Here is an 18,812-nt window from a genome sequence, read left to right as displayed (position 1 = left end):
CCATCCGCATCGTCGCGCAAAAGGGAGGATCGTTCGTGAAGATGACGCCAGAACGGCGCCTCCGACGCCACTGAAAATTTTTGATAGCGCGATGAAATCAATGCATTTATGCGGACCTTACCTCTCCGCGCCTCGCTACGGAAGAGCGCAGTCGCCTGCCGGCCCGTCGGATCCTTCGGGCGGCTTTCCGTCCCCAGCATGCTCCCTCGACGAGGGAAAGCGAGCCGTTCCTCACGGGGCCGCGGGGCGCGGCGACGGGGCGGCTTTCTCGCATTGCGGCTGCGGACCATCTCGCAACCGCGAAAAGGAGTCTGCGCAAGAAATGGACAATCGCGGAAAAACCCTGGTTTTCCGGGCGATTCGCGGCGGGGGCTGCGGCTTGACACGAAATGGCGCTGCCCATATGTTGCGCGCGGCTCGAACGACTTGGCCGCCCGGCCGATATCGCGTCGCGTCGAAATCCCTTCCGTCGCCCCTGTCCGGGCGTTTCTTCGGCAATCATCTATGCTGCTCGCGCGCGCTCTAAAGCTTTTGCGCGAGGAGGAGAGCCGATGACAACGGACAAGAACGAGAGCGACCAAGAGCTGCGCGCGAGACTGGAGAGGCTCCAGGCCGAGCTCGGCAGCAAGGAAGAGGAGCGACGCGCCGAGACTGGCGGCGGATTGCCGGTCGGCGGGTCGTTCGGAAAGGCGCTGAGCGCGGGTTTCACCGTGCTGTCCGAATTCGTCGCCGCGATTCTCGTCGGCACGCTGATCGGATGGCAGGCGGATCGCTGGTTCGGCACCGGGCCGTGGCTGCTGATCCTGTTTCTGGGGCTCGGCGTCGCTGCGGGCTTCTACAATGTGTTTCGCTTCGTTGCGCCGAAAGACGCGCGAGGCGGCGGATGAAACAGGCGGCCCGACTCCCTCGGCGCCGCGGAGATGAAGGGCCGGGCGCCGTCCGGATCGAGCGATGAATCCTACCGAGCAGTTCGAGCTCCAGCGTATTGCGCCTTACTTCATCAATGGCGTCGACGTCTCCTTCACCAACGCCTCGCTCTACATGCTTCTCGCCGCTTCCGCGGCCATCATCCTCACCATATTCGCGACGTCCAAGCGCGCGCTGGTGCCGGGTCGTGGACAGGCGCTCGCCGAGGTTCTCTACGAATTCGTGGCCAATACGGTGCGCTCTACGGCGGGCAAGGAAGGGATGCGCTTCTTCCCCTTCGTCTTCACGCTGTTCACCTTCATTCTGATGTCGAATCTGATCGGCCTCGTCCCCTACACCTATTCGCTGTCGAGCCAGATCGTCCTCACCTTCGCCTTCGCGGCCTTCGTTCTCCTTCTGGTGATCCTCTACGGGCTCTATCGCCACGGCTTCGGCTTTCTGCGGCTGTTCGTGCCGCATGGCGTTCCGGGGCCGGTGCTGGTCATTCTGATCCCGATCGAGATCATCTCCTTCCTGTCGCGGCCCGTGTCGCTCTCCGTTCGTCTCTTCGCCAACATTCTCGCGGGCCATATCACGCTCGCCGTGTTCGGCGGTCTCGCGGTGATGCTTCTCGGCGCCGGCTCCTGGGCGGCGCTCGCGCCGGTTCCTGTGCTCGGCGTCGTCGTGCTCTACGCCCTGGAGCTGCTGGTCAACTGCCTTCAGGCGTTCGTCTTCACCGTCCTCACTTGCGTCTATCTCAATGACGCGATCCACCCGGGCCACTGATAAATATTTGAACAATAAATGGTCGCCCGCCTAAAAAAGAGCAGGAGTTAACAATGGCTGATGTTTCCGTCTACGGCCCGATCGGCGCTGGTCTCGCCGCCATCGGAACGGGCGCCGCCGCGATCGGCGTCGCGATCATCTTCGGCAACTATCTCAATGGCGCTCTGCGCAATCCGTCGGCCGCTGCGGCTCAGTTCACCAACGCCATCATCGGCGCGGCGCTGGCCGAAGGTCTCGGCATCTTCGCGTTCCTGATCGCGATCCTGCTCTATCTCAAGGCCTGAGGCCGTATGAACGAAGGCTCGGGACGCGTCCCGAGCCTTTGTCGTCTCCCACGCAGACAAGAGGCTGGAAGCCGTCATGGCGAATATCGTTCTCGCCGCCGAAGAGGCGGCGCCGCATGGAGCCCGTGAGCCGAGCGCGACGCAAACGAGCGTCGAACATCACGGTGGAGGCGAGTTTCCGCCCTTCCAGACGGAGAATTTCGTTCCGCAGCTCGTCTGGCTGGCGCTGACCTTCGGACTTCTCTATCTTCTCATGTCGCGCATCGCATTGCCGCGTATCGGCTCCATTCTGCACGACCGCGAGAGCCGCATCGAGAGCGATCTCTTCGCCTCGCGCGAGCTGCAGGAGAAGGCGCAGGAAGCCGCCGCCGCGCATGACGAGACCTTGCGCGTCACCAAGGCGCAGGCGCAGGATATCGGCCGCGCCGCCCAGCAGCAGGCGGCCACCGAGACCGCCACGCGTCGCGCCAGCGAGGAGGCCGCCTTCGCCGAGAAGGTCGCCGCCGCCGAGACGCAGATTCTCGCCGCCAAATCCGAGGCGCTGTCCAATGTCGAGACGATCGCCACCGAAGCCGCCGGCGCGATCCTCGAGAAGCTGACGGGCGCCCGCTTCGCCGCCGAGACGCTGCAAGGCGAATACCGTAACATCAAGGCGAGCTGAGAGGTCGAGCCATGCATTTCGACGCGGAAGTTTTCGTCGCCATCGGCTTCGGCATTTTCGTCTTCCTGCTCCTCTATGTGGGCGCGCATAAGAAGCTCGGAGCCGCGCTCGATTCGCGCGTGATCCGGATCAAGAGCGAGCTCGCCGAGGCCGAGCGCCTGCGCAGCGAGGCCGAGAGCCTGCTCGCCTCCTTCGAGAAGAAGCGCGAGGAGGCCGAGGAAGAGGCGAAGGCGATCGTCGCTCAGGCCAAGAGCGAGGCCGATCTGCTGGCGACCGAAGCGCGCCAGCGCCTCGAGGATTATATCACCCGCCGCACCAAGCAGGTGGAGGACAAGATCGCCCAGGCCGAGGCTCAGGCCGCCGCCGAGGTGCGCGCCAGCGCCGCCGACGCCGCGGTGAAGGTCGCCGAGGCCGTGCTGCGCAAGGGCGTCGCCGGAACCGATTTCGTCTCCGCCGGCATTGCGGATGTGAAATCGCTAGCGCACTGACCGCGGCTTAGCGCCGGGGAGGCGGGCTCGCCTCACCCCGCCGAAGCCTGACCAAATTCAAAACGCCCGAAGTCGCGAGACTTCGGGCGTTTTGCTTTTATCGAATGTCCGGCGCCGGTTCGGCTCCCCGGACAAAGGCCGCCCGCGCTTACCTTTGCCCTTCGCCGCGCGACGTCACGCCGCGCGCGCCAGCTCGCCGATCACCGCCGGGGCAGCCGCCCGGGCGGGCAGGCCGGCTCCGGACACTCGGCCGGCCGCGCCGGTCAGAGCGCCTTTGGTCAGCTCGAGGCCGAGGAAACGCTCGCGCTCGACGGGGCCGGGCATTGTCAGCCCTTCGGTGAAACGCGTCTCGAAGCCGAAGCGCGCATAAAAGGGCGCGTCGCCGACGAGCAGAACCGCGCGATGATTGCGGGTCGCCGCGCGCGCGAGGCCCGCCTTTATCATGGCGGCGCCGAGCCCCAGCGAACGATAGTCCCGCGCCACCGCGAGCGGGCCGAGCAGCAGCGCCGGGCGCCCCGGCCCGGCGAAGATCGCCCACATGCGCATTGTGGCGACGAGCCGGTCCTCGTCCTTGCAGACCAGCGCGAGCCCGCGCGCCGGCATGCGGCCTTCGCGAAGCCGCTCGCAAGTCTTCAGAAAGCGCGCCGGGCCGAAGGCCGCGTCGAGCAGAGCCTCGCGCGCGGCAATGTCTTCCGGGGTTTCTTCCGCGATCGCGCAGACGGGACGGCGCGCTTCGAGGCTCGCTTCCGCAATCACGCTGTTGCGCGTAAAGCCGAGCGACCGGATCTCATGATGAGAAAGTTCAAAGGCCATCGGTTCCTCCCTTCGAGGACGGACGACCCTCGCGCCTGGCGCGCATCGCTGCGCGCCCGCCGAACGGGACAGATAATTTTGGGCGGGGCGGCTGCGAGCCAGAAGGCTCGCGGCCCGCAGGCGTCAGATGACGAAGGATTCCAGCGGCGGGAAGCCGTTGAAGCCCACCGACGAATAGGTCGTCGTATAGGCGCCGGTTCCCTCGATCAGCACTTTCGAGCCGATCTCCAGGCTGATGGGCAGGAGGTAGGGCTCCTTCTCATACAGCACGTCCACCGAATCGCAGCTCGGCCCGGCGATGACGCAAGGCGCGGTCGCGGAGCCGTCCGCCTCGGTGCGGATCGGATAGCGGATCATCTCGTCGGTCGTCTCGGCGAGACCGTTGAACTTGCCGATGTCGAGATAGACCCAGCGGACCTCGTCCTCACGGGACTTCTTCGACACCAGCACGACCTCGGCCTCGATCACGCCGGCGTTGCCGACCATGCCGCGGCCCGGCTCGATGATCGTCTCGGGAATGCGATTGCCGAAATGCTTCGACAACGCCCGGAAGATCGCCTGGCCATAGGCCTTCACCGCCGGCACATTCTTGAGGTAACGGGTCGGAAATCCGCCGCCGAGATTGACCATCTGCAGCTGAATGCCGCGCTCGGCGAGATCGCGGAAGATCGACGAGGCCGACTTCAGCGCGCCGTCCCACATGTTCGGATTGCCCTGCTGCGAGCCGACATGGAAGGACACGCCATAGGCGACAAGGCCGAGGCGATGAGCGTGCTCGAGGACGCGCGGCGCCATATCCGGCGTGCAGCCGAATTTGCGCGACAGCGGCCATTCGGCGCCGCTGCCATCGCAGAGAATGCGGCAGAAGACCTTGGAGCCCGGCGCGGAGCGGGCGATCTTCTCGACCTCCGCCTCGCAATCGACCGCGAAGAGACGCACGCCCAGCGCATAGGCGCGGGCGATGTCACGCTCCTTCTTGATCGTGTTGCCGAAGCTGATGCGATCCGGCGTCGCGCCGGCGGCCATGGCCTGCTCGATCTCGACAACGGAGGCCGTGTCGAAGCAGGAGCCGAGCGTGGCGAGCAGCGAGAGCACCTCCGGCGCCGGATTGGCCTTCACGGCGTAGAACACGCGCGTGTCCGGCAGCGCCTTGGCGAAGCTCGTGTAATTGTCGCGCACGACCTCGAGGTCGACGACGAGGCAGGGGCCGACATCGCGTCCGGCGCGACGACGGGCCTCCAAAAATTCGCGAATACGATCCGTCATTTGCGGCATCCCCAACGAAGTCGCGGCATGTAGCGCCGCGGAGTGGCCAAGGGCTTCGATCGGATGCACGACGTCGTTTGCGCAGCACGCTGTGGAGGCGAGCTGAACATCGAGACGACTGCGTTCCATGACCGTCACGGCTTCGCTCGCGGCGAAGCGCAGGACGGTCGGGTGATGCGCCGTCGGCTAGACGAAACGCGGACTCGCATGTCCAGACGGACATCGAATCCCGTGTCGAATAGCCATCGCTTGGAAGGGGATTTTTCCCTTTCCGCACGCCCGGCAAGAAAGACAAGCCTCTTCGGTACGCCGACCTTTGGAGGGTCGACAGAGACGAAAAAGCCCGGTCCGTCGTTGCTTTAAGTCGCGATCCCTCGCTCAGGCGAGGTTCGCCGGTTTCGCCTCCGGCTGCCGGTTTTATTCCGATGGTTGACCGGCCTCTTGTCCGGATCCCCATCGACCGACACACGACCACAGGCACGTGCGAAAGTGGGCGAGAACGTAAATACGCGCTTTCGCCGGCTCTGCAAGGGCTTTTTCGCCCGCCGGCGAAATTTGTCGCCCTTTCGCCCATTTTGCGCCCTCCGCGGGGTGATAGCTCCACCGTCTTGCAGCCCGGCCCAAAGCCGGATAGGCAGAAGCTCGGACGGGGCCGGGCGACGCGCGCCGCGCTCGTAGACGGGGCGGCGTCCCCAAGAACGCCCGATTCGTCTGCGACCCCGATTCGTCTGCGACCCGAAGACGGGCTTCCGCTCGTCGCTCAATTTTTCCGGAAACTGACTGAAATGATCGACATCACACGCCGCCGGCTTCTCGGCGCGATGGTCGCGGCGGGCGCTCAGGCCGCGCCGCTCGGACGCGCCGTCGCGCAATCCGTGCAGAACGGAACGCAGCCGCGCTTCGGCCTCGAGGACGTGGCGCGCCGCGCCCGCGACCTCGCCGGCGCGCCTTTCGAGGCGGCGCCGCCGCAGCTGCCGGACGAATTGGCGAAGCTCGACTTCGACTCCTTCCGCGATCTTCGCTTCCGTCCGGAAAAGGCGCTGTTCTCCAATATTCCGGGCTCGTTCCGGCTGCACACCTTCCATCTCGGCTTTCTCTACAAGCGCCCGGTGACGGTGAACACGATAAGGGACGGCATTCCGACGCCCATTCCCTATTCGGCGGCGCTGTTCGACTATGGCCGCAACAAATTCGAGCGGACGCTGCCGATCAACATCGGCTTCGCCGGCTTCCGCCTGCATTTCCCGCTCAATGATCCGCATGTGCACGACGAGGTGATCTCCTTCCTCGGCGCGAGCTATTTCCGCTTTCTCGGCCGCGGCCAGCGCTATGGCCTCTCGGCGCGTGCGCTCTGCGTCGACTGCGGCGACAATTCGGAAGTCTTCCCCTTCTTCCGCGAGTTCTGGATCGAGACGCCGCAGCCGGGCAGCAATCGCATCACCTTCTATGCGCTGCTCGACGGCGAGGCGGCGACCGGCGCCTATCGCTTCGATCTGACGACCGGCCAGGACAGCACGATCGACGTGCAGGCGACCATCTTCCCGCGTCGCAAGGCGAAATTCGGCCTCGCGCCGCTCACCTCCATGTATCTCACCGGCGAGAACGACCGCCGCATGCGCGACGGCTTCCGCACCGAGCTGCATGATTCGGACGGGCTGCTCGTCCATGGCGAGTCGAAGGAATGGCTCTGGCGCCCGCTCGCCAATGCGCCGATCGCGCGGCTGACGTCCTTCTCCGATCCCAATATTCGCGGCTTCGGCCTGCTGCAGCGCGACCGCAATTTCGAGACCTATCAGGACATCGACCTCGCCTATGAGCGGCGGCCGAGCTATTTCATCGAGCCGCAAGGGTCATGGGGCGAGGGCGCCGTCGAGCTGCTGGAACTGCCGACGCTCGACGAGACCAATGACAATATCGTCGCGGCCTGGGTCGGCGCGCAGCCGCTGGAGATCGGCAAGCCCTTCTCCTACGCCTATCGCATCACCTCGCTGCTCGATCTGCCGCGGCTCTCGCCCAATGGCCGTGCGGTTAACACATTCGAGGCGCCGGCGCGGGCGCTCGGCTCGGGCGAGGCGGCGACTGCGGGCGCGCATCGCTTCATCGTCGATTTCGCCGGCGGCGATCTCGCTTATTACGTCAATGATCCTTCCCAGGTGGAAGTCGTCGCCTCGGCGACCAATGGCACGGTCATCCGCTCGAGCGTCGCCGCCAATCCGCACATAGACGGCATGCGCGTGATGTTCGACATAGTGGTGAAATCCGGCCAGACGGCGGATATTCGCGCCTTCCTCAAGGCCGGCCCGCTGACGTTGACGGAGACTTGGACCTATCCCTGGACCGCGCCGTGAGGCTTCGCCGTCTCAGACGGCGAGGCTCATCTGCGGATCGTCGCTTCCACCCGCGGGCGCGAGCGAGGAGAGCGTGACGCCGAGCAGGCGCACGCCTTTCTCTGACGGAAACAGCGGGCGCAGCAGCGCCAGCGCGCAGGCTTCCAGCGCGGCGCGCGAGGCGATCGGCGCGGCGCCGGTGCTGCGCCGCGTGATCTGCTGAAAATCCGCATATTTGACTTTGAGCGTCACCGTGCGTCCCTCTATGCCCGCCCCCTCGCAATGGGCGGCGACGCGCGCGACGATGGGCGCGAGAGCGGCGATCGCTTCCTCGAGCGCGACGAGATCATGCGCGAAGGTCACTTCCGCACCGATCGATTTGCGAATGCGGTCTGGCCGTACCGGACGATCGTCGACGCCGCGCGCGATGCCGTAAAAATAGCTTCCCGATTTGCCGAAATGCCGCTGCAGAAAGGGCAGGGGCTTGGCGCGCAGATCGAGCCCCGTCTCTATGCCGAGCGCATTCATCTTCTTCGCCGTCGCCGGCCCGACTCCGTGAAACTTGCCGATCGGCAGCGTGGCGACGAATTCCGCGCCTCTGTCCGGCGTGATGACGAAGAGACCATCCGGCTTGTTCTGGTCGGAAGCGAGCTTGGCCAAAAATTTGTTGTAGGAGACGCCCGCCGAGGCGGTCAGCCGAGTCTCCTCGCGAATGCGCGCTCTTATCTCCTCGGCGATATGGGTCGCGGAGGCGATCTTCTTGCGATTTTCGGTGACGTCGAGATAGGCCTCGTCGAGCGAGAGCGGCTCGACCAGCGGCGTGTAATCGAGGAAGATCGCGCGAATGCGCCGCGACACCTCGCGATAGACATCGAAGCGCGGCGGAACGAAGAGGAGATCGGGACATCGCCTGATCGCGGTGACTGAGGGCATGGCGGAGCGCACGCCGAAAGCGCGCGCCTCATAGCTCGCCGCCGCCACGACGCCGCGCTCGCGCGGCGAGCCGACGGCGACCGGCCGTCCGCGCAATCGCGGATCGTCGCGCTGTTCGACCGACGCATAGAAAGCGTCCATGTCGATGTGGATGATCTTGCGTTGCGACGCCATGGGTGAGGAGACGCCGAGCGGCGACGCCGCGGGAGCGGGAAGCTCTCACGTCGGTCGGCCGGATTCAAGCCGAGGCCGCGCGTGACGTCCCGCATCTTCGCGGTGGCCGACCCTTGGAACCACGCCCGCGCGCGCCATTTGAGCGACGTCACCCGACGCCGCGGCGCAGTCATGATCCGACTGGAGCATGTCAGTAAATGTTTCGGCGGCGCGCGCGTCGTCGACGACGTCACGCTGACGATAGAGCCCGCGCGCACGACGGCGCTGATCGGCCCATCCGGCTCCGGCAAATCCACGCTTCTCGCCATGATCGTCGGGCTCGTGACGCCGGACGAGGGCGAGATAGAGGTGGCGCGCCATCTGCTGACGCCGCTTTCAGCGGCGAAGCTCCGGAGCCTCATGGGCTATGTGATTCAGGAGGGCGGCCTCTTCCCGCATCTTACCGCGCGCCGCAACATAGAGCTGATGGCGCGCGAGATGCGCTGGCCCGCGGAACGTCGCACGGCGCGACTCGAGGAGCTGCTGCGTCTCACGCGCTTTCCGGCGGAGGCTTTGGATCGCTTTCCGGCCGAGCTCTCGGGCGGCCAGCGGCAGCGCGTGGCGCTGATGCGCGCGCTCATGCTCGATCCGGAGATTCTGCTGATGGACGAGCCGCTGGGCGCGCTCGATCCGCTGATCCGCGCCGATCTGCAGGACGATCTCGCCGCCATATTCGCGCGGCTGCGCAAGACCGTCGTCATCGTAACGCATGATCTCGCCGAGGCCGGATTCTTCGCCGAGCAGATCGTGCTGATGAATCACGGCCGCATCGCACAGCAAGGCCGTTTCGCTGATTTCGTCGAGCGGCCGGCGGAGGAGTTCGTCACGCGCTTCGTGCGCGCCAGCGCGCGGCGCCTCGCCGATCTGCCGCTTCCGCCGGAGGGCGCGCGATGAGGGGCGCTCTTGCAATTTTGCTCGCGCTCCTTCTGCTCGGCGCCTGCGCGCGTGAGGGCGATGTCGTGCGCATCGGCTCCAAGACCTTCACCGAATCCGTCATTCTCTCGGATATCGTCGCCGATCTTGCCGCCGCTTCTGGCGCGCGCGTGATCCGCCGACCGGCGCTCGGCGGCACGCGGCTCGTCTGGAATGCGCTGCTCTCCGGCGAGATCGACGCCTATCCCGAATATACGGGCACGCTGCGGCAGGAAATTCTCGCGCAGCTGCGGCTCTCCAACGATCGCCAGCTCGCCGACGCGCTCGGCGATCTCGGACTGCGCATGAGCCTGCCGTTCGGCTTCGGCAATGGCTATGCGCTCGGCATGCGGCGCGACAAGGCGGAGGCGCTGGGCGTGCGGACCATTTCTGATCTCGCGCGGCAGGCGTCGCTCGTCTTCGCCTTGAGCGAGGAATTGCTCGCTCGCGCCGATGGCTGGCCGGCGCTGCGCGCCGCCTATGGATTCGCGGCGGAGGATGTGCGCGGGCTCGATCACGATATCGCCTATAAGGGGCTTCTCGACGGCGCCATCGATGTCGTCGATCTCTACGCCACCGATCCGCAGATCGCCGATCGGCGCATTCTCGTGCTCGACGACGACCGCAAGCTGTTCGCGGAAAATCGCGCCGTTCTGCTCTATCGCGTCGATCTCGAGCAGCGCGCGCCGCAGGCGGTCATGTCCATGCTGAGGCTCGAGGGTCGCATAGACGCGCCGGCGATGATCGCGATGAATATCGCGGTGAAGACAGGCCTTCGCACAGAGCGCGAGGCGGCGGCGAATTTCGGCGCCACGCAATTCGGCGTCGAGGCGCCCGCGCCTTCGCAGAGCCTCGCCGAGCGGCTGTGGCGACGCACGCGCGAGCATCTCTTTCTCGTCGGCGTCTCGCTCGCCGCGGCGATCCTCGTCGCTGTGCCGCTCGGCGTCGCGGCGGCGAAACGACCGCGTCTCGGCCATGCGATTTTAGGCGTCGCCAGCGTGCTGCAGACGATTCCCTCGCTCGCTCTGCTCGTCTTCATGATTCCGCTGCTCGGCATCGGCGCGCCGCCCGCCATTGCGGCGCTGTTCCTCTACAGCCTGCTGCCGATCGTGCGGAATGTCGCGACCGGCCTTTCGAGCATTCCGCGCGCGATCCGCGATTCGGCGATCGCCATCGGGCTCACGCCCTGGCGCAGGCTGCTTCTCGTCGAATTGCCGATGGCGTCGCCCGCCATTCTCGCAGGGTTGAAGACGGCGGCGGTCATCAATGTGGGCACGGCGACTTTGGGCGCGCTGATCGGCGCCGGCGGCTATGGCCAGCCGATTTTCACCGGCGTCCGCCTCGACAATTTCGCGCTGATCCTCGAGGGGGCGATTCCTGCGGCGCTCATGGCGCTCGCCGCGCAGGGGCTGTTCGATCTCGCGGAGTCGCGTATCGTGCCGCGAGGCTTGCGGCTGAAGGCGACCGGATGATCTTTTCGTGCAACGCCGACCACTCCTTCTCCCGCTCGCGGGAGAAGGAGACGCGCGTCACTCCTTCGGGAAATCCAGCCGCATCTCGCGATAGCGCTCGGGATCGTCGGCCCAATTCTCGCGCACCTTCACGAACAAAAAGAGATGCACCTTCTGCTCGGCGGCCTCCGCGATCTCGCGGCGCGCGGCCTGGCCGATCGCCTTTATGGTGCGGCCGCCTTCGCCGATGACGATCTTCTTCTGCCCGTCGCGCGTGACATAGATCGTCTGCTCTATGCGGGCCGAGCCGTCCTTCTGATTTTGCCAGGAATCGGTCTCGACCGTCGATTGATAGGGCAATTCATCATGCAGACGCTCGAAGATCTTCTCGCGCGTGATCTCGGCGGCGAGCAGTCGCAGCGGCGCGTCGGAGAGCTGGTCTTCCGGATAGAGCCAGGGCGAGGGCTTCATCAGCGCGGCGAGCTTGGCTTTGAGATCGGCGACGCCATCGCCGTTCAGCGCCGAGATCATATAGGTCTCGATGAAATTCGCCTTTTCCGTCAGCGCCGCCGTGAGCGCCAGCAGCGAGTCTCGCGGCACCAGATCGATCTTGTTGAGCGCCAGAATTTTCGGCGCGGAGAGCGTGGCGAGCTTGGCGACGATCTCCTCCACCTCCGCGACGAGGCCGCGGCGCGCATCCACGAGCAGCACAATGGCGTCGGCGTCGCCGGCGCCGGAGATGGCGCTCGCCACCATGGCGCGGTCGAGCCTACGCTTGGGCGCGAAAATGCCGGGCGTGTCGACCAGAATGATCTGCGCCTCGCCTTCCAGCGCTATGCCGCGCACGAGGGCGCGCGTCGTCTGCGCCTTGCGCGAGACGATGGACACTTTCGCGCCGACGAGCTGATTGAGCAGCGTCGATTTGCCGGCGTTGGGCGCGCCGACCAAGGCGACGAAGCCACAGCTTGTTTCGGTCACGAGAATGCGCCTTTCGATGTTGGCATGAAGCCCTGGTCCAAATCAGCGCCCTCAGGATGAGGGGACTGTCGTGTCGAGCCCGCGAAGCTGGCGCTCACACGTCCTCCCTCTCTATCCCCTCGCGGTCGAGAAAGGCCTGAGCGGCGGATTGCTCCGCGGCGCGCTTGGAGGCGCCAGCGCCTTGCGCGGCCACGAAGCCCTCGACCTCCACCGCTACCTCGAAGAAGGGCGCATGGTCCGGCCCGCTGCGCGCGGCGAGCCGGTAGCGCGGCGTGGCCAGGCGGCGGGCCTGCGCCCATTCCTGCAGCGCGGTCTTGGCGTCGCGCAGCCTTCGCCCCGGCGCGTGCATGCGCTCGGCGAAGGCGGCGCGCACCACGGCCTCGGCCGCCTGCGGGCCGCCGTCGAGATAGACCGCGCCGATGATCGCCTCGCACATATCGCCCAATATGGCGCGTTTTTTCCGTCCGCCCGTCTGCGCCTCGCCGTCGCCGAGCCGCATGAAAGGGCCGACGCCCCAGCGCTCGGAAACCTCGGCGCAGGATTCCTTGCGCACGAGGTCGGCGAGCCGCCGCGACAATTCGCCCTCGCTCTCCTGCGGGAAATTCTCATAGAGCATATGGGCGATGACGACGCCGAGCACGCGGTCGCCGAGAAACTCCAGCCGCTCATAGGACTCCGGCCGCGCCGCCGAGGCGCTGACATGGGTCAGCGCATGCTCCAGCAGGCCGCGATTGGCGAAGCCATGACCGACGCTCGCCTCGAGCGTGGCGAGGTCCTCCCGACCGAGAACTCCCATTTGCGTCTGCTTTATGCCGAGCGGCGTCAATGCGCTGGCTTGAACAGCCGATCCCACCTGACCGTCCAGGGCCAGCGCCAGAAGGCCAGAGCATATTCGTCCTTCTGCACCGAGAAGAAGATGATCTCGGCGCGGCCCACCAGATTCTCGAAGGGCACATAGCCGACGCCGCCTTCTTCCGGCGCGAAGCGCGAATCGGTGGAATTGTCGCGATTGTCGCCCATCATGAAATAATTGTTCGGCGGCACCACGAAGAGCTCGGTGTTGTCCTTATAGCCGTGGTCGCCCTCGATCTCGATGATCGTATGGGCGACGCCGCCGGGCAGAGTCTCGGTATAGGTCGGCACCTCGACCTCGTGGCCGTCGCGGCCCTCGTGCTTCTCCTTGGCCTTGACCTCGCGCGGCACGATCTCGCCATTGATATAAAGGCGGCCATCGATCATCTGGACGCGGTCGCCGGGCAGGCCGATCACGCGCTTGATGTAATCGGTCTCATTGTCGCGCGGCAGCTTGAACACCACGACATCGCCGCGCTTGGGCTGCGAGCCGAGCACGCGGCCGGAGAAGAGATCGAGCCGCCAGTCGAGATAAGGCACGGAGGGCAGCGAGTAGTTCGAATAGCCATAGGCGTATTTCGAGACGAAGACATAATCGCCGATCAGCAATGTCGGGATCATAGAGCCCGAGGGAATGTTGAAGGGCTGAAACAGCAGCGTGCGAATGACGAGCGCGATGACCAGCGCCTGGACGATCACCTTGATCGTCTCGAGCAATCCACCTTCGTCGCGCCGTTCGGCGACCGAGACGTTCCTGCTCAAACCACGTCACTCCTTAGTTGTGGCCGAAGCCGCTCCTGGCCGTCCGTTTGCGAGCGAGCCTGAAGGCGCGCGGTCCATCAAGCCCCGGACCGCGCGCCTTCAGGCTCGCTCGCAAAGCTCGTCTATCACGTCAGCGCCTCTATGAGAACCTGGGCCTGCGCGAGCGGATATTCGTCGGTCAATGTGAGGTGAATGACGATCCGCGCGCCCTGCGGCGCGATCTCGGCCAGACGCTCGGCGGCGGCGCCGGTCAGCTCCACCGTCGGCTTGCCGGAGGGCAGATTGACGACGCCCATGGTTTTCCAGGTGATTCCTTCGCTTATGCCGGTGCCGAGCGCCTTGGCGCAGGCCTCCTTGGCGGCAAAGCGCTTGGCGTAGGAGGCCGCGCGAGCGGCGCGTCCTTCCGATTTCTCGCGTTCGACATCGGTGAAGCAGCGGCGGATGAAGCGCTCGCCATAGCGCTCGAGCGCCTGCTCGATGCGGCGAATGTCGCAGAGATCGCTGCCGAAGCCGATGATCATGCGGCGCCCGCGCCTTCGTCGATCGCCCGCCGCATGGCGCGGATCGATTCGGCGAGGCCGACGAAGACCGCTTCGCCGATGAGGAAATGCCCGATGTTCAGCTCGACGATCTGCGGCAGCGCCGAGATGCGCTTCGCCGTCGCATAGTCCAGCCCATGGCCGGCGTGGCACTCGAGCCCGCGCTCCGACGTGTGCGCCGCGGCCGCCACGATGCGGGCGAACTCGCGCTCGGCGGTCTCGTGGTCCCCCACTTCGACCGCATGGCACCATGCGCCCGTATGCAGCTCGACGACCGGCGCCTTGATCGAGGTCGCGGCGTCGATCGCCTCGGCGCCCGGCTCGATGAACAGAGAGACGCGAATCCCGGCCCGGTTCAACTCGTCGACGAAGGGGACGAGGTGATTATGCCCGCCGATGACGTCGAGCCCGCCCTCGGTGGTGCGCTCGGTGCGGCGCTCCGGCACCAGGCAGACGGCGTGAGGCTTGGTCTGCAGCGCAATGTCCAGCATCTGCTCGGTCGCGGCCATCTCGAAATTGAGCGGCTTGGATATTTCCGCCTTCAGCCGCGCCATGTCGGCGTCGCGAATATGGCGGCGATCCTCCCGCAAATGCGCAGTGATTCCGTCCGCGCCCGCCTCGATGGCGAGCAGAGCGGCGCGCACAGGGTCCGGCGAGAGGCCGCCGCGGGCGTTGCGAATGGTGGCGACGTGATCGACATTCACGCCGAGACGTATGCGGCGAGCAGTCATGTTTCCTCACCCGATGACGCGCTCGACCTTGCTGACCAGAGCGCTCGCCCGCAGCCGGGCGATGATGTCGTTCAAATGTTTCAGATCGGCGACCTCGAGATCGAATCGCATCTCACGAAAGTCGGGAGAATGAATGGCGAAGGCGACATTGTCGATATTGGCCCCCGTCTCGCCGATCAGCGTCGCCAGCCCGCCCAGCGTTCCCGGCTCGTTGATCGCCGTCACCACGAGCCGCGCCGGAAACAGCTCCCGGCTCTCCGGGTCTATGTCCCAGCGCACGTCCAGCCAGCGGTCGGGCTGATCGTCGAAGGCGGTCAGCGCCGGCGATTGGATCGGATATATGGTGATGCCTTCGCCCGGCGTCAGTATGCCGACGATGCGGTCGCCCGGCACGGCGCCGCCCTCCGGGGCGAAGCGCACCGGCACGTCGCCGCGCAGACCGCGGATCGGAATGGCGCTCGCCTGATCGGGCGAGCCGGGGGCCTTGAACACGACATTGGCGTTGGACTTCATGCCGAACCAGCCGGGCTCGCCCGGCTCGAGGCGCATTTGCTGTGCGGGTTTGCGCTCCTCGCTGAAATCCGGATAGACGGATTTCACCACATCGCCGGAATAGATCTCGCCGCGGCCGACAGCGGCGAAAGCATCCTCCAGCGAGGCGCGGGCGAGCCGCGGCAGCGCGGCCTTGAGCTTTTCGTCCGAGACCGCTCGCCCGGCGCGCTCGAAAGCGCGGGTGACGATCTGCCGTCCGAGCCCGGCGTATTGCATCCGCACCGCCTCGCGCGTCGCGCGGCGAATGGCGGAACGCGCCTTGCCGGTGACGACGAGCGATTCCCAGGCCGCCGGCGGCACGTGACTTTCAGCGCGGACGATCTCCACCTCGTCGCCATTCTGCAATTGCGACAGAACCGGCGCGATGCGTCCGTTGATCTTGGCGCCGACAGCGGAATCGCCGACCCGCGTATGCACCGCATAGGCGAAATCGATCGGCGTCGCGCCGCGCGGCAGAGCGATCAGCCCGCCCTTGGGCGTGAAGCAGAACACCTGGTCCTGAAACAATTCGAGCCGCGTATGCTCGAGGAATTCTTCCGGACTGTCGCCGTGGGCGAGCAATTCCAGCGTGTCCTGCAGCCATTTGAAGGCGCGGCTCTCCTTGGCCAGCTCCTCCTTGCCCTCGTCGCTGGAGGAATCCTTGTAGAGCGCATGGGCGGCGATGCCGAAGCGCGCGATCTCATGCATGGTCGCGGTGCGGATCTGCAGCTCGACGCGCTGATGGCCGGGGCCGATCACAGTGGTGTGAATGGAGCGATAGTCGTTCTGCTTGGGCGTCGAGATGTAATCCTTGAACCGCCCCGGCACGCTCGGCCATTTGGTGTGCACTATGCCGAGCGCGCGATAGCAATCTTCCACACCGTCGACGATGATGCGAAAGCCGAAAATATCGGAGAGCTGCTCGAAGGCGATCGACTTGCGCTCCATCTTGCGCCAGACGGAATAGGGCGTCTTCTGCCGCCCGGTGACGGCCGCATGAATCCCGCGAGCGGCGAACTCCTGCGTCAGCTCCTTCTCGATCTTCTTGATGATGCGGCCATTCTTGGCGCGCAGATCGTGCAGGCGCGATTCGATCGCCTGATAGGCCTCCGGCGTCAGATGGCGGAAGGCGAGGCCCTCCAGCTCCTCGCGCAGCCGCTGCATGCCCATGCGGCCGGCGAGCGGCGCATAGATGTCCAGCGTCTCCTGCGCGATGCGGGCGCGCTTCTCCGGCGGCACGAAATGCAGGGTGCGCATATTGTGCAGCCGGTCCGCGAGCTTGACCAGCAGAACGCGGACGTCCTCGGAGACGGCGAGCAAAAGCTTGCGAAAATTCTCGCCTTGCGCGGCCTTTTTGGAAACGAGGTCGAGCTTCTCGATCTTGGTCAGACCATCGACCAGCTTGCCGATCTGCGGGCCGAACAGGCGATTGATCTCGTCGAGCGTGGAGCTCGTGTCCTCCACCGTGTCGTGCAGCACGGCGGCGACGATGGTGGCGTCGTCGAGCTTGAGGTCGGTGAGGATCGCCGCCACTTCGAGCGGATGCGAGAAATAAGGGTCGCCGGAGGCGCGCGTCTGCTGGCCATGCGCCTTCATGGCGTAGACATAGGCGCGATTGAGCAGGTCCTCGTCGACCTGCGGATTATATTTTCGAACTCGCTCGACGAGCTCGTATTGGCGCATCATAGGCGTCGACCGGCGATCTGGTTGCGCGGATCGTCGGGGGCGTCGCGGAGCTCACGGGGAAGATCGGACGGGAGGCGGCGCGAGCGCCCGAAACCGGCCGACGGCCGCATTCACGTTCGATTGTAGAACAGCTCGCCGCCGGCCCCTAGTGTTTTCGGCGAGCGAGCATGGGAGATTAGGCGAAGGTAGCGAGGCAGCCGGACGGCAAAGCCGTCCGGGGTGGCGTTTTCGTTCGCCCGTCGGTAGGCGAATTACTCGCCTTCGTCCTCGACCTCGGCCGGAGGCACCAGACCCTCGAGGCCGCGGAGAAGATCCTCCTCCGTCATGCGGTCGAACTGCGCGTCGCCGCCGCCGTCGGAATCCGGCGAGGCGGCCAGGGACGGCACAGTCTCGGTCTCGGGCTCGTCGACCTCGACATGGCGCTGCAGCGAATGGATGAAGTCTTCCTTCAGATCGTCCGGCGAAAGCGCGGTCTCGGCGATCTCGCGCAGCGCGACGACGGGATTCTTATCCTTGTCGCGCTCGACCAGAATGGACTGGCCGGAGGAGATCAGCCGCGCGCGATGGGCTGCGAGCAGGACCAGATCGAAGCGGTTCTCGATTTTGTCGATGCAGTCTTCGACGGTGACGCGCGCCATGACTTGCGGACTCCTCTAGCGTTCGATCGGTCGGGCTGCTACACTAATTTTTTGCCGTTGGCAATGCGCGACGGCGCGGGATGGCAGGGTCGCCGCGGCCGGGAGAGCATGAACCGCTTGTCGAACCATCTATTGCTGTAGTATTTCCAGACAGATTTTTCGCGTACCCCCTTGACGATCGCCGATACATGGTCGATTTACGACTTTAACGAAGGGCGTGACTTTCATGTGACGAAAAAGCTGTTCGTGGATGGCGCGCCTGTCTACGACCGCGATCGACGACGGCTTCGAGATTTTCGTCACTGTCGATTCGCGTCACAGTTAGAGATGCGTGCTGCCAGTAGGGTCGACAGCGCGTGCGGCAAGCGGCGGCCCCTCCATACTGGACCCGACAAGCGAGACCAACTACGATGGCAGACCCGGAACGAATTGCCTTATTCATTGACGGCGCCAACCTCTATGCGACGGCCAAATCGCTCGGATTCGATATCGATTACAAACGGCTGTTGCGCGAGTTCCAGGGCAAGGGCCGCCTCATTCGCGCTTTCTATTATACGGCGCTGATCGAGGATCAGGAATATTCGTCGATTCGTCCGCTGATCGATTGGCTCGACTATAATGGCTACGCCGTCGTGACCAAGCCGACCAAGGAATTCGTCGACTCGCTCGGCCGCCGCAAGGTCAAGGGCAATATGGACATCGAGCTCGCTGTCGACGCGATGGAGATGGCCGAGCATATCGACCATATGGTTCTCTTCTCGGGCGACGGCGACTTCCGCTCGCTGGTCGAGGCCGTGCAGCGCAAGGGCGTTCGCGTCTCGGTGATCTCGACGATCACCACCCAGCCGCCGATGATCGCCGACGAGCTTCGCCGTCAGGCCGACGAATTCGTCGATCTCATCCATCTCGTCGGCAAGATCGGCCGCGATCCGGGCGAGCGCGCCGAGCGCATGCAGCGCTTCCAGGAGCGCCGGCCGCAGCCGGTGACGCCGGGCGGCGCCCCTGAGGACGATCACGAGGCCTGATCCTTCGAAATCAGCTTCCTGCGCGGACGA

At 65.4% G+C, this 18,812-nt stretch carries 19 protein-coding genes; 9 read left to right on the top strand and 10 right to left on the bottom strand.

Annotation, left to right across the window (positions count from 1 at the left end; genetic code table 11):
• Positions 1–551: 551 nt before the first annotated feature.
• The 5 genes from EDE12_RS01530 to EDE12_RS01510 all read left to right on the top strand — a co-directional run bounded on the left by EDE12_RS01530 (position 552) and on the right by EDE12_RS01510 (position 3,125).
• Entirely contained in the window at positions 552–887 is a 336-nt protein-coding gene (locus tag EDE12_RS01530) for an AtpZ/AtpI family protein (RefSeq protein ID WP_026599913.1), read from the top strand.
• 64 nt (positions 888–951) lie between these two features.
• Positions 952–1,692, top strand: coding sequence for a F0F1 ATP synthase subunit A (locus EDE12_RS01525; RefSeq protein ID WP_024878335.1), 741 nt, complete (start codon positions 952–954; stop codon positions 1,690–1,692).
• 53 nt (positions 1,693–1,745) lie between these two features.
• Positions 1,746–1,976 (top strand): F0F1 ATP synthase subunit C, encoded by a 231-nt coding sequence (locus EDE12_RS01520; RefSeq protein ID WP_018267102.1) that lies wholly within the window; start codon positions 1,746–1,748, stop codon positions 1,974–1,976.
• A 76-nt stretch (positions 1,977–2,052) separates the two neighbouring features.
• On the top strand, positions 2,053–2,637 hold the full coding sequence (locus EDE12_RS01515) for an ATPase (protein ID WP_026599914.1): 585 nt from the start codon (positions 2,053–2,055) through the stop codon (positions 2,635–2,637).
• An 11-nt stretch (positions 2,638–2,648) separates the two neighbouring features.
• Positions 2,649–3,125 carry an ATP F0F1 synthase subunit B gene (locus EDE12_RS01510; protein ID WP_026599915.1) on the top strand — a complete coding sequence of 159 codons (477 nt, stop codon included), beginning with the start codon at positions 2,649–2,651 and terminating at the stop codon, positions 3,123–3,125.
• A 174-nt stretch (positions 3,126–3,299) separates the two neighbouring features.
• Here EDE12_RS01510 and EDE12_RS01505 read toward each other — a convergent pair whose 3' ends face one another.
• On the bottom strand, positions 3,300–3,938 hold the full coding sequence (locus tag EDE12_RS01505) for an N-acetyltransferase (protein WP_084768605.1): 639 nt from the start codon (positions 3,936–3,938) through the stop codon (positions 3,300–3,302).
• Positions 3,939–4,061: 123 nt separating this feature from the next.
• Positions 4,062–5,204: a type III PLP-dependent enzyme gene (locus EDE12_RS01500; protein ID WP_026599917.1), complete on the bottom strand. Its 1,143-nt coding sequence runs from the start codon at positions 5,202–5,204 to the stop codon at positions 4,062–4,064.
• A gap of 785 nt (positions 5,205–5,989) precedes the next feature.
• Here EDE12_RS01500 and EDE12_RS01495 point away from each other — a divergent pair.
• Positions 5,990–7,552, top strand: coding sequence for a glucan biosynthesis protein G (locus EDE12_RS01495; RefSeq protein ID WP_026599918.1), 1,563 nt, complete (start codon positions 5,990–5,992; stop codon positions 7,550–7,552).
• A gap of 12 nt (positions 7,553–7,564) precedes the next feature.
• Here the strand turns inward: EDE12_RS01495 and dinB are convergent, their stop codons facing one another.
• On the bottom strand, positions 7,565–8,638 hold the full coding sequence (gene dinB, locus EDE12_RS01490) for a DNA polymerase IV (RefSeq protein WP_026599919.1): 1,074 nt from the start codon (positions 8,636–8,638) through the stop codon (positions 7,565–7,567).
• A gap of 81 nt (positions 8,639–8,719) precedes the next feature.
• On the opposite strand from dinB, the gene EDE12_RS01485 reads away from it, so the two are divergent.
• Positions 8,720–9,571, top strand: a complete 852-nt coding sequence (locus tag EDE12_RS01485; protein WP_245275834.1) for an ATP-binding cassette domain-containing protein — start codon at positions 8,720–8,722, stop codon at positions 9,569–9,571.
• Entirely contained in the window at positions 9,568–11,061 is a 1,494-nt protein-coding gene (locus tag EDE12_RS01480) for a glycine betaine ABC transporter substrate-binding protein (RefSeq protein ID WP_026599921.1), read from the top strand. The genes EDE12_RS01485 and EDE12_RS01480 overlap by 4 nt, the downstream gene beginning before the upstream one ends.
• 57 nt (positions 11,062–11,118) lie before the next feature.
• On the opposite strand, the gene era is transcribed toward EDE12_RS01480, so the two are convergent.
• From era to rpoZ, 7 genes are all read right to left on the bottom strand, one after another.
• Positions 11,119–12,018 (bottom strand): GTPase Era, encoded by a 900-nt coding sequence (gene era, locus EDE12_RS01475; RefSeq protein WP_024878344.1) that lies wholly within the window; start codon positions 12,016–12,018, stop codon positions 11,119–11,121.
• A gap of 94 nt (positions 12,019–12,112) precedes the next feature.
• A complete protein-coding gene (gene rnc / locus EDE12_RS01470) occupies positions 12,113–12,814 on the bottom strand; it encodes a ribonuclease III (RefSeq protein WP_024878345.1) in 702 nt (233 codons plus the stop codon).
• 26 nt (positions 12,815–12,840) lie between these two features.
• On the bottom strand, positions 12,841–13,632 hold the full coding sequence (gene lepB, locus EDE12_RS01465; protein ID WP_026599923.1) for a signal peptidase I: 792 nt from the start codon (positions 13,630–13,632) through the stop codon (positions 12,841–12,843).
• 125 nt (positions 13,633–13,757) lie between these two features.
• Positions 13,758–14,153 (bottom strand): holo-ACP synthase, encoded by a 396-nt coding sequence (gene acpS / locus EDE12_RS01460; protein WP_024878347.1) that lies wholly within the window; start codon positions 14,151–14,153, stop codon positions 13,758–13,760.
• Entirely contained in the window at positions 14,150–14,902 is a 753-nt protein-coding gene (locus EDE12_RS01455; protein ID WP_026599924.1) for a pyridoxine 5'-phosphate synthase, read from the bottom strand. The genes acpS and EDE12_RS01455 overlap by 4 nt, the downstream gene beginning before the upstream one ends.
• A gap of 6 nt (positions 14,903–14,908) precedes the next feature.
• On the bottom strand, positions 14,909–17,119 hold the full coding sequence (locus EDE12_RS01450) for a bifunctional (p)ppGpp synthetase/guanosine-3',5'-bis(diphosphate) 3'-pyrophosphohydrolase (protein WP_024878349.1): 2,211 nt from the start codon (positions 17,117–17,119) through the stop codon (positions 14,909–14,911).
• A gap of 251 nt (positions 17,120–17,370) precedes the next feature.
• Positions 17,371–17,757 carry a DNA-directed RNA polymerase subunit omega gene (rpoZ, locus tag EDE12_RS01445; protein WP_024878350.1) on the bottom strand — a complete coding sequence of 129 codons (387 nt, stop codon included), beginning with the start codon at positions 17,755–17,757 and terminating at the stop codon, positions 17,371–17,373.
• Positions 17,758–18,167: 410 nt separating this feature from the next.
• Between rpoZ and EDE12_RS01440 the strand changes: the two genes are divergently transcribed.
• The gene (locus tag EDE12_RS01440) at positions 18,168–18,782 is read left to right on the top strand and encodes an NYN domain-containing protein (RefSeq protein ID WP_024878351.1); all 615 of its coding nucleotides are present in this window, start codon (positions 18,168–18,170) and stop codon (positions 18,780–18,782) included.
• Positions 18,783–18,812: the final 30 nt, after the last annotated feature.

The sequence above is a fragment of the Methylosinus sp. sav-2 genome (genome assembly GCF_004366495.1).
Classification (GTDB): Bacteria; Pseudomonadota; Alphaproteobacteria; order Rhizobiales; family Beijerinckiaceae; genus Methylosinus.
Note: the sequence above shows the minus strand (reverse complement) of the source record. Positions and strands in the feature narration are given on the sequence as shown.

What these genes read in the sequence shown, in the direction of transcription:
- EDE12_RS01505 (WP_084768605.1), bottom strand. Translation starts at nt 3,938, where the DNA reads ATGGCCTTTGAACTTTCTCATCATGAGATCCGGTCGCTCGGCTTTACG.
- EDE12_RS01525 (WP_024878335.1), top strand. Translation starts at nt 952, where the DNA reads ATGAATCCTACCGAGCAGTTCGAGCTCCAGCGTATTGCGCCTTACTTC.
- acpS (WP_024878347.1), bottom strand. Translation starts at nt 14,153, where the DNA reads ATGATCATCGGCTTCGGCAGCGATCTCTGCGACATTCGCCGCATCGAG.
- EDE12_RS01500 (WP_026599917.1), bottom strand. Translation starts at nt 5,204, where the DNA reads ATGACGGATCGTATTCGCGAATTTTTGGAGGCCCGTCGTCGCGCCGGA.
- EDE12_RS01440 (WP_024878351.1), top strand. Translation starts at nt 18,168, where the DNA reads ATGGCAGACCCGGAACGAATTGCCTTATTCATTGACGGCGCCAACCTC.
- EDE12_RS01495 (WP_026599918.1), top strand. Translation starts at nt 5,990, where the DNA reads ATGATCGACATCACACGCCGCCGGCTTCTCGGCGCGATGGTCGCGGCG.
- EDE12_RS01520 (WP_018267102.1), top strand. Translation starts at nt 1,746, where the DNA reads ATGGCTGATGTTTCCGTCTACGGCCCGATCGGCGCTGGTCTCGCCGCC.
- EDE12_RS01480 (WP_026599921.1), top strand. Translation starts at nt 9,568, where the DNA reads ATGAGGGGCGCTCTTGCAATTTTGCTCGCGCTCCTTCTGCTCGGCGCC.
- EDE12_RS01450 (WP_024878349.1), bottom strand. Translation starts at nt 17,119, where the DNA reads ATGATGCGCCAATACGAGCTCGTCGAGCGAGTTCGAAAATATAATCCG.
- EDE12_RS01455 (WP_026599924.1), bottom strand. Translation starts at nt 14,902, where the DNA reads ATGACTGCTCGCCGCATACGTCTCGGCGTGAATGTCGATCACGTCGCC.
- rnc (WP_024878345.1), bottom strand. Translation starts at nt 12,814, where the DNA reads ATGGGAGTTCTCGGTCGGGAGGACCTCGCCACGCTCGAGGCGAGCGTC.
- dinB (WP_026599919.1), bottom strand. Translation starts at nt 8,638, where the DNA reads ATGGCGTCGCAACGCAAGATCATCCACATCGACATGGACGCTTTCTAT.
- EDE12_RS01510 (WP_026599915.1), top strand. Translation starts at nt 2,649, where the DNA reads ATGCATTTCGACGCGGAAGTTTTCGTCGCCATCGGCTTCGGCATTTTC.
- EDE12_RS01530 (WP_026599913.1), top strand. Translation starts at nt 552, where the DNA reads ATGACAACGGACAAGAACGAGAGCGACCAAGAGCTGCGCGCGAGACTG.
- rpoZ (WP_024878350.1), bottom strand. Translation starts at nt 17,757, where the DNA reads ATGGCGCGCGTCACCGTCGAAGACTGCATCGACAAAATCGAGAACCGC.
- EDE12_RS01515 (WP_026599914.1), top strand. Translation starts at nt 2,053, where the DNA reads ATGGCGAATATCGTTCTCGCCGCCGAAGAGGCGGCGCCGCATGGAGCC.